Genomic DNA, 9,820 nt, shown 5'->3' on the forward strand with positions numbered 1-9,820 from the left:
GTGAGAAATGGGGGGATTACCGTAAGAAATGCTGGGCTTTGGCAAGAACCAATCAGTCAACCACTCTCAAGGGTAAGGATGAAATGCGGGGCTACTTGCTATTGGCTACTGCGTGCGACGGAACGCTTGCAACAGTGGCGAAGTTCACCAGTATCAGAGTGGTTTGCAACAACACTCTGGAGGTGGCAACGAGCGGTGTGGGTGGTGTGAAGGTTCCGCATAGCACATCCTTCAATGCTCAAGCAGTTAAGAGCGAGCTAGGTTTGGCACTGTCGTCTTGGGATGACTTCATGTACCAAATGAAGCAGCTTTCGCAACGGAAGGTCACGACTCTCGAATCCGAGCAATTCATTCGACGGCTGTTCGAGGCGGGTGATTCGTTCGACTATGCCCCTGCCAACGCAAGGGCAATGAAGTCAGTCCAGGAGTTGTTCGAAGGACGAGGAAGGGGCGCAGAGCTGGCATCGGCCAAAGGGACGGCTTTCGGGCTGTTGAATTCAGTTACCGAGTTCATTGATCACGAACGCCGGGCTAGAAGCACGGACTTCAGGATCGATTCAGCTTGGTTCGGACAAGGCGCAATACTAAAGGAGAAGGCTCGCGTTTTTGCAGTTAATTTGACCAACTAGGGGAAACGAAAATAGGCGCTAGATCAGGTATCAACCTGACCTAGCGACCTGCCTGAATTTACAGCAAATTTGCGATCATAGGGATTTAGTCGTTCACTACTCCCCCCTATTTTGATTGCAAAAAATTATCAGACGGCGACTTAGAACGAAATGCTATGCGCATCGTGCCGCTCGGCCCCATCGGGGAAGTTCGGGGATCATACTTTCAGTTGCTACTTCTCGATCTAGTGACGCGTAATTTTTTGCAAAGCCCAAAATGAACAATCAGCTCGCTCGTGGGATTCCAAGCTAGGTCCTCGTCTTTATACTTAAAAAGCCAACGTCCGTCATAAATTCCTAAAACTCCGAAATCAAATAAAGTCTCCGCTAAATCCTCAGGTTCCTTCTGCTCTTCAGTCAGCCATTTTGCAATAGTCCGATCAGATCTAAACTCTTTGTAAAGCTCGGCGCCGTTGAATCGACCATATCCGATTCGACTGATGCATTGAAGCGACTCTCTCCAACAAGGCAGGTAACTATGTATCTCGTCTCTTATCTCTCTGTAGAGCCAGTCTGAATATGTATCTTCCGCCATTTTTACTGCATCAAACGACAAAACGCCCGACGGTGAATGTTTTCGACACGACTTCAGAAATTTAATAATATCCCTAGGACGGTCGTAAGTTCTTGAGGCCATAAATGCCCAAACCGACGTCGTGAAGCTCGGCACGTTAAGATTGTCTACGATCTCCTCCCATGCTTGGGGTGAATTGCCAAGAGCTGGGATCGAATTTTTAATTCGAGCGTCCGCAATGAGCTTCAATGCATAAGTATCCTTCTCCTCTCGTGACGTCCAATGAAGCCGGAAGATATAGTCGTCTAACTTATTAAGGTCATTGTCCTCGAGGCGATCAAATATGTCAGACCGAAGTGCGACCAATGGCCGATATTTAATGTTGGCCGATTTAAGTGATAAAGACGTATCTTCAACCGCACGAAGCAATCCGAGTAAAAGTAGCCGGAGATTTTGATCGCCAGCTCTAAAACCTTCGTCAAGTTCGTCAATAAATAGCCAATACTCTGACGATGACTCGTTGTTTTTTATTAGTTCTTCGATCTTGTCTACGATCTTCTGATAGTGAACCGGCGTGGTAAATTGCGACTGCGTTCCCTTAGAGGCTTCACCGTCTAGCCAACTAGTCGATACTTTCACCTTCGCATCGGATTTTCTAAGGATATTTACCGTGGATGCAAATCCGGACTCCGTGTTAAGACCGTTTTCGAGCAAGAACTTCCTTAGCTCATCAGCATCGTCCTGGGAGGTTGCGCCATTGTCTTTGGAAATAATTTTGGCAATTTCAATGTATATTAAAAAGCTCCAGATCGAAACGAATTGCGCTTTGTCTCTAAATCCTTTATCTCGTAATTCTCGGAATTCTTGTACAGGAAAATTTCGTAAGCTAAGGTTCGAATGAAAGCCCATCGCATCTTTGCTTACACGTTGTTTAATCTTTTCGACGATAGCTGTTTTTCCTGTCCCCTTTCTACCGATAATGTATCTAATATTCCCTTCTTCTATTTCCGAGAATTCTGGAGTGGCAACAAAATATCCAGGCAAATTAGGATCATTTTTTGCCTCATCTGGCCCCCAGTCTACGTTACGGAAGTCTTGCATTTTCGCTCCCCTGAATTAAAACTTCGTCTATTTGTGTTGTACGTTGCTTTTTCCGAGTAAAACCAGATTTCTCAATCTATTCTCCCTCGAAATAATCAGAGTCGATCTTCTTGAGCTCATACACGCCGATCTGTGTGACCCCAACGTTATGATCAACCATAAACTTTGCTAGCTGCTTTCCGTCAAGAAGAATGATCTTTGAGCTGATTATTTTTGCGTAATCTTCAGCATCTTTCGAAAAGCCTGAAGTGGTGATGAACACCCCTTTGTTTGCACGCTGCCCTTGCAGAGCACCAGCGAACTTCTGAATGTCAGGCCTTCCTACTGTTCCCTCCCACCTTTTTGCCTGGATATATATAACGTCCAGCCCAAGACGATCTTCCTTGATGATGCCGTCAATACCGCCGTCACCACTCTTTCCAACAGCGCTGGCGGCATCTTGGCGAGAGCCGCCGTACCCCATGGCGACTAGCAGATCAATCACTACTCGTTCGAAAAATGCTGGCGACATCGACTTCACTTGCTCGAGAATCTCGGCTTCGAGGTTGCTGCGGAGGGTGCTATATGCACTGGCTAATGCGTCCTCCGGAGTTTGGTCACTCATTTCTGTCGGGATGTCTAAGACTTCCGCCGTAATAGCATCTTTCGTTCGTCGTCGAACTTGGAATTCTCGGAACTCCTTGTACTGGCGAAGAAACTCCACATCGATTCTTTCGGGCGATTGCCTTAGGAGGTCCTTTCCTCTGCCGGTGATCTGAAGTATCCCTCTTTTTGCTGACTGGAGAAGGCCCGCCTGCTTCAGATATGTGCGAGCCCATCCGACTCGATTGTCGAAAAGAGGTGCAGTTCCACTAGGGAGCATTTCTGCGCGTTCGGCATCTGTCAGAACAAAGTCGGTGGCTAATTGTTCTACAAGATCTCTGAATCTGTGCTCCTTGCCATCGCCAGCCAAATGGAGAAGAGGAAGCATGATCGACTGATAATTGGGAACGGGCATTTCGCTGTTATATGAATTTAATTTTTGGTTGATTATATATTCCAACCGGCGGTGCGCCACTTTTCGCTCGACTACTGCCCTAGGGTACAACGTGCTATCGTATAGTTTGCTTTTAGGCATCTCCTGTCGCGTTGGGGCGCAAGCAGAGAACGGGATCCTAAATTGAAAAGACTATAGAAATCAAAGACATGCTTGACGACATCAAGAAAACACTCTGGGCCACCGCCGACAAGCTGCGTGCCAATATGGACGCAGCCGAATACAAACACCTCGTACTCGGCCTGATCTTCGTCAAATATATCTCCGACGCATTCTCGGCCAAGCAGCAAGAGCTGGCTGTTCGTTTACGGGATGAGAACGATGAATACTACTTCGGTGATGCCAGCGATCAAGACATCGCAGCAGAACTGGAGGTCCGGGACTACTACACAGCCTCTAACATCTTTTGGGTTCCTGAGTCGGCTCGATGGGAGGCCCTGCGTTCTGCCGCTAAAGCTCCTGACATTGGCAAGCGTATCGATGATGCCCTTACGTTGATCGAGGCTGAGAACGCAAAGCTCAAAGGCATTCTGGACAAGCGTTACGCCCGTGCCCAACTGCCAGACGGAAAACTTGGCGAACTGGTGGATTTGATCTCGACCATCGGGTTTGGTGATGATCCCAATACCGCTCGTGACGTACTAGGCCAGGTGTACGAATACTTTCTCGGTATGTTTGCCAATGCTGAAGGTAAGCGGGGCGGACAGTTCTACACACCAGCAAGCATCGTCAAGACTCTAGTGGCAGTGTTGTCTCCGCATGAAGGTAAGGTCTATGACCCTTGCTGCGGCTCGGGCGGTATGTTCGTGCAGTCCGAGAAATTCATCGAAGCCCACGGTGGCAAGCTGGGGGACGTGTCGATTTACGGTCAGGAAGCCAATCCTACTACTTGGCGGCTGGCGGCAATGAACTTGGCTATTCGTGGCATCGACTTCAATCTTGGTCGTGAGCCGAACGACACCTTCGTCAAGAATCAGCATCCTGACCTGCGTGCGGACTATATTCTTGCCAATCCCCCCTTCAATATTAGTGACTGGTGGCATGGCAGCTTGATGGGCGATCCTCGTTGGGTCTATGGCGATCCTCCACAAGGCAACGCCAACTACGCTTGGCTTCAGCACATGCTGTATCACCTCAAGCCTACTGGCCGGGCTGGCATCGTTTTGGCTAATGGCAGCATGAGCTCCAGCCAGAATAATGAAGGAGCGATTCGTTCGGCGATGGTCGAGGCCGATGTCGTCGAGGTGATGGTGGCGCTGCCTGGCCAGCTATTCTTCAATACCCAGATTCCGGCCTGTCTCTGGTTCCTGGTTAAGCAGAAGGATAAGCGCAAGGGCGAAGTCTTGTTCATCGACGCCCGTAAGCTTGGTTCGATGATCAGCCGTGTTCAAGCCGAGTTGACCGACGAGGTGATTTCTCGCATTGAGAATACCGTCGCTGCGTGGCGTGGTGAAGGAGGTGATTACGAAGATGTTCCTGGCTATTGTCGCAGTGTCCCGCTAGCAGAGATCGCCCGACATGGTCACGTTCTCACGCCTGGCCGCTACGTCGGCGCTGAAGAAGTGGAAGACGATGACGAAGCCTTTGCCGAAAAAATGCAGAAGCTGACCGAGAAGCTTGGTGAGCAGATGGCCAAAGGCGCTGAATTGGATCAGTTGATTCGCCAAAAGCTGGGAGGGCTGGGTTATGAGTTCTGATTGGTCTGAGTATTGCATTGACGATATCAAGGCAAAGAGCCCCTCAAGTATAGCTATCGGACCATTTGGTTCTCGTATGAAAAGTGATTGCTATGTTGAGTCGGGTGTGCGGGTAGTGCGTGGTACCAATCTTTCAGAAGGTCCTACGTTATCTGGAGAGTTCGTATTTATCTCACCTGAGAAAGCCGCCGAATTGGGAGGGGCTAACCTTGACCCATCGGACTTGGTGTTTCCCCATAGAGGGGCGATCGGTGAGGTTGGAATCATTCCTGATGACGACGAGAAGTACGTACTTTCAAGTAGTTTGATGAAGTTGAAATGTGATCTGCTAAAAGCTGATCCCAAATTCATTTACTACTTTTTTAAATCGTCCGTCGGCCGTTTTGAACTATTAAAAAACTCATCGCAGGTTGGTACCCCTGGGATTGGACAGCCTTTAACCTCGCTGAAAAGTATTCGGTTAAGACTGCCTGATATAGCGGAGCAAAAAAGAATTTCTGCGGCCCTGGGTAGCCTGGACAACCGCATCACCCTCCTGCGTGAAACCAACCAGACACTCGAGGCTATCGCCCAAGCCCTGTTTAAGTCCTGGTTTGTAGACTTCGATCCTGTGCGAGCCAAATCGGAAGGCCGAATGCCGGAAGGGATGGACGAGGCTACTGCTGCGCTGTTCCCTGATAGTTTTGAAATGTCGGAGCTCGGGGAGATTCCGAGGGGGTGGCAAGTCGGAGACATTGGTGAAATTGGGGAAATTTCGACCCAGAAAATCCATCCGGGCGAATTCCGCTCAGAAATTAAATACGTTGGCCTGGAACACATGCCTCGCAAGTGTTTGAGTCTAAGTGAATGGGGCAGCTCGGCGGGGCTGGAAAGCTCGAAAGCAGTTTTTAAAAAAGGAAGTGTTCTATTTGGAAAATTACGACCTTACTTCCATAAGGTTGTTATTGCCCCATTTGATGGTATTTGCTCGACAGATATCTTGGTCTGCCAACCTAAGAATCCGGGGAATGGTGGGATTTTTTGTTTACATCTTTTTAGCGACGAGCTGATCAACTTCGCAGATCGACTTTCGAACGGAGCGAAGATGCCTAGAGTTAGCTGGGCAGATGTTGCATCGTATAAGATAGTAATTCCACCTATCGACATTTCTACAGTTTTTTCCAAATTGATTCAGCCCTTATTTGATGCGATTCTGGGCAATGTCCATCGCTCAAAGACTCTACAAGAACTACGTGACTCGTTGCTCCCCCGTCTCATCTCCGGCCAGCTACGTCTCCCGGATGCCGAAGCTGAGATTGAAGCACTGACTGCCTGAGGCTCTATGACCGAAGATCAACTCGAACAGGAAACTTTGGGCTGGCTCAGTGAGGTGGGCTATTCCTTATTGAATGGTCCAGACATCGCGTACGACGGACCAAATCCCGAGCGATCCGACTACCGTCAGATCCTGTTGCTGACTCGCTTGAAAGCAGTAATCGATCGGTTGAATCCGACGATTCCAGCCAGTGCCAGAGAAGACGCATTGAAGCAGGTCCAGGATCTTGGGATTCCAGTTCTGCTGACAGCTAATCGGTATTTCCATAAGTTGTTGGTCAATGGAGTATCGGTGCAATACCAGAAGGATGGAGAGACCAGAGGTGACTTCGTTCGCCTGGTTGACTGGCGAGATCCCGAAAACAACGATTGGGTAGCGATCAATCAATTCACGATCAAGGGCCCAAGGCATACCCGTCGTCCTGATGTCATCCTGTTCGTCAATGGTCTGCCGCTGGTACTGATCGAGCTGAAGAATCCGGCAGATCAGCACGCTGACATCTGGAAAGCGTACGAGCAGATCCAGACCTACAAGGAGCAGATCTCTGATGTGTTCCAGTACAACGAGATACTTGTTATCTCGGATGGAACAGAGGCACTGTTGGGCTCGCTCTCTGCAGATGCTGAACGCTTCATGGCCTGGCGTACCATCGATGGCCAGGCGCTGGATCCACTAGGCCAATTCCAGGAGCTGCAGACCTTGGTCCGGGGTTTGCTGGCCCCGGCATACCTGTTGGATTATCTTCGCTACTTCGTCTTATTTGAGGACGATGGCCGTCTGGTAAAGAAGATTGCCGGATATCACCAATTCCATGCGGTACGAGCCGCTATCGAACAGGTGGTGCTAGCCTCTCGCCCAGGTGGAACGCATCGAGGTGGCGTCGTCTGGCATACCCAGGGCAGCGGCAAGAGCATCACCATGACCTGCTTTGCTGCTCGGGTCATGCAAGAAGCAGCGATGGAGAATCCAACCGTCGTTGTTATCACGGATCGTAACGATCTAGATGGCCAGTTGTACGGCGTTTTCAGCCTGTCTCAAGACTTGCTGCGGGAACAGCCCGTGCAAGCCGAATCTCGACAGGATCTGCGTGCCAAGTTATCCAACCGGCCTTCTGGCGGCATTGTCTTTGCCACGATCCAGAAGTTCATGCTGGGTGAGGACGAGGATACCTTTCCCACACTCTCAGACCGTAGCAACATTGTTGTCATCGCTGATGAAGCGCACCGAACTCAGTATGGGTTTGAAGCCAAGCTAAAGGGAAAGCCAGGCGAAGAGCGATATCAGTCAGGCTATGCGCAGCACTTACGGGATGCGCTTCCCAATGCTACTTTCGTTGCCTTCACGGGGACCCCAGTCAGCAGTGAAGACCGGGATACCCGAGCAGTCTTCGGCGATTACATCCACGTCTACGACATGCAACAGGCTCAGGAAGACGGGGCCACAGTGGCGATCTACTACGAGTCTCGTCTCACCAAACTACGCCTGAAAGAAGAGGATCTCCCCAAGATTGACGATGAGGTCGATGAGCTCGCTGAAGACGAAGAGGATGGGGCGCAGGCCAAGCTGAAGAGCCGCTGGGCAGCGTTAGAGAAAGTCGTTGGCGCAGAGCCTCGTGTTGCTCAAGTCGCTGCTGATCTAGTTCAACACTTTGAAGAGCGCAACAAGGCTATGTCCGGCAAGGCGATGGTCGTTGCGATGAGCCGAGACATCTGCGTGCATCTTTATAACGAGATCATCAAGCTACGTCCCGAATGGCACGATGAAGATCCTGAAAAGGGTGCCATCAAGATCGTGATGACAGGCTCGGCGAGTGACAAGGCTTTGCTGCGTCCACATATCTACGACGGTAAGACAAAGAAGCGTTTGGAGAAGCGATTCAAGGACCCGAAGGACGAACTCAAGCTAGTCATCGTTCGGGATATGTGGCTGACCGGGTTTGATGCGCCTTGCGTGCATACCTTGTACGTGGATAAGCCGATGAAGGGCCATAACCTAATGCAGGCGATTGCCCGTGTTAATCGAGTTTTCAAGGACAAACAAGGCGGCCTGGTAGTGGACTATATCGGGATCGGCAATGAGCTCAAGGCTGCGATGAAGGAGTACACCGGCAGTAAGGGAAGAGGCCAGATTAAAGTCGATGCCAATGAAGCCTACTGTGTCCTGGAAGAGAAGCTGGATATCCTGCGAGGCATGCTGCATGGTTTCGATTACAGCAACTTCTTGACTGGAGGGCACAGAGTGCTGGCCGGAGCCGCAAATCATGTACTTAGCCTGAAGGATGGCAAGAAGCGCTTTGCTGATGCGGCGGTAGCCATGAGCAAGGCTTTCACATTGTGCTGCACTCTCGACGAGGCCAAGGCCGTGCGAGAGGAAGTGGCCTTCATGCAGGGTATCAAGGTTCTGCTAACTAAGCGGGATATCACTGCACAGCGCAAGACCGACGAACAGCGAGACTTGGCAATCAGACAGATCATCAGTTCTGCGGTCGTATCAGACAGCGTGGTTGATATCTTCGATGCGGTCGGCCTAGAGAAACCCAATATTGGGTTGTTGGACGACGAGTTCCTCGCCCAGGTGAAGAGCCTGCCTGAACGCAATTTAGCAGTGGAACTGTTGGAGCGACTGCTGCAAGGAGAGATCAAGAGCCGTTTCAGTAGCAACATCGTCCAAGAGAAGAAGTTCAGCGATCTGCTCACTGGGGTCATTCAGCGCTATCAGAATCGTGCCATCGAAACAGCGCAGGTGATGGAGGAGCTGATCGAGATGGCCAAGAAGTTCAGAGAAGCTGCCGGGCGGGGTGAGAGTCTCGGCCTGAATGATGATGAGCTCAAGTTCTATGATGCCTTGGCCAATAACGAATCTGCGGTTCGGGAGCTAAACGACGAGATCCTGAAGAAGATCGCTCACGAGTTGACTGAGAATCTGCGGCGAAGCCTGAAGGTCGATTGGGCCGAACGGGAGAGCGTGCGTGCCAGCTTGAGATTGATGGTTAGGCGGATTTTACGGAAGTATAAGTATCCCCCAGATCAGCAGGAAGGTGCTGTGGAGCTGGTCCTGCAGCAGGTTCAAGCATTAGGCGAAGACTGGGCTATGGCGGCTTGATCGCTGCTTTGGTTGTGTAGGGGATGGCCTGAAATGTGTAGGCCAGTGCAGGGTTTGGTGTAGGTCGGGATCTCTTCTTCTCCCTGCATAATAAGGAGATTGAGAAGATCAGTGTAGGCTGTGTAGGCTTTTCGGGGAAATACTATAAATATTCTTACTGAACAAAGCTGCTAGGCTCCATTTCCTGTGGTATCTGAAATTCTCTCTTATTTTGAAAATACCCTACACAGCCTACACTAAAGCTCTGCTTCTCTAGTATTTACAGGAAGAGATGTAGTGTAGGTCAGATGGGTTCTCCTACACTTCCCCTACACTGGCCTACACAAAAGATTGCTCAAATTTTGATTGACACGACGAGAACATAAGGTAATCCCCCCATTTCTCACG

Annotated in this window: 6 protein-coding genes; 4 read left to right on the plus strand and 2 right to left on the minus strand. The window is 50.1% G+C overall.

Features of this window, described 5'->3' with window-relative positions; translation table 11 throughout:
* Positions 1-629: DUF932 domain-containing protein (locus PMI40_RS10980; protein ID WP_008115169.1), on the plus strand; the 629-nt coding region annotated here is incomplete at its 5' end.
* Between the two features lie 205 nt (positions 630-834).
* On the opposite strand, the gene PMI40_RS23820 is transcribed toward PMI40_RS10980, so the two are convergent.
* Positions 835-2,283, minus strand: a complete 1,449-nt coding sequence (locus PMI40_RS23820; protein WP_008115172.1) for a P-loop ATPase, Sll1717 family — start codon at positions 2,281-2,283, stop codon at positions 835-837.
* Between the two features lie 76 nt (positions 2,284-2,359).
* Entirely contained in the window at positions 2,360-3,400 is a 1,041-nt protein-coding gene (locus tag PMI40_RS10985) for a restriction endonuclease (RefSeq protein ID WP_238540933.1), read from the minus strand.
* A gap of 68 nt (positions 3,401-3,468) precedes the next feature.
* On the opposite strand from PMI40_RS10985, the gene PMI40_RS10990 reads away from it, so the two are divergent.
* Genes PMI40_RS10990 through PMI40_RS11000 form a run of 3 tightly spaced genes read left to right on the plus strand, consistent with a single transcriptional unit; the run spans position 3,469 to position 9,433 of the window.
* A complete protein-coding gene (locus PMI40_RS10990) occupies positions 3,469-5,016 on the plus strand; it encodes a class I SAM-dependent DNA methyltransferase (protein WP_008115175.1) in 1,548 nt (515 codons plus the stop codon).
* The gene (locus tag PMI40_RS23240; RefSeq protein ID WP_008115177.1) at positions 5,006-6,331 is read left to right on the plus strand and encodes a restriction endonuclease subunit S; all 1,326 of its coding nucleotides are present in this window, start codon (positions 5,006-5,008) and stop codon (positions 6,329-6,331) included. The genes PMI40_RS10990 and PMI40_RS23240 overlap by 11 nt, the downstream gene beginning before the upstream one ends.
* A gap of 6 nt (positions 6,332-6,337) precedes the next feature.
* Positions 6,338-9,433 (plus strand): type I restriction endonuclease subunit R, encoded by a 3,096-nt coding sequence (locus PMI40_RS11000; RefSeq protein WP_008115180.1) that lies wholly within the window; start codon positions 6,338-6,340, stop codon positions 9,431-9,433.
* The last annotated feature ends 387 nt before the right edge of the window (positions 9,434-9,820 follow it).

It is taken from the genome of Herbaspirillum sp. YR522 (assembly GCF_000282575.1).
Classification (GTDB): Bacteria; Pseudomonadota; Gammaproteobacteria; order Burkholderiales; family Burkholderiaceae_D; genus Herbaspirillum.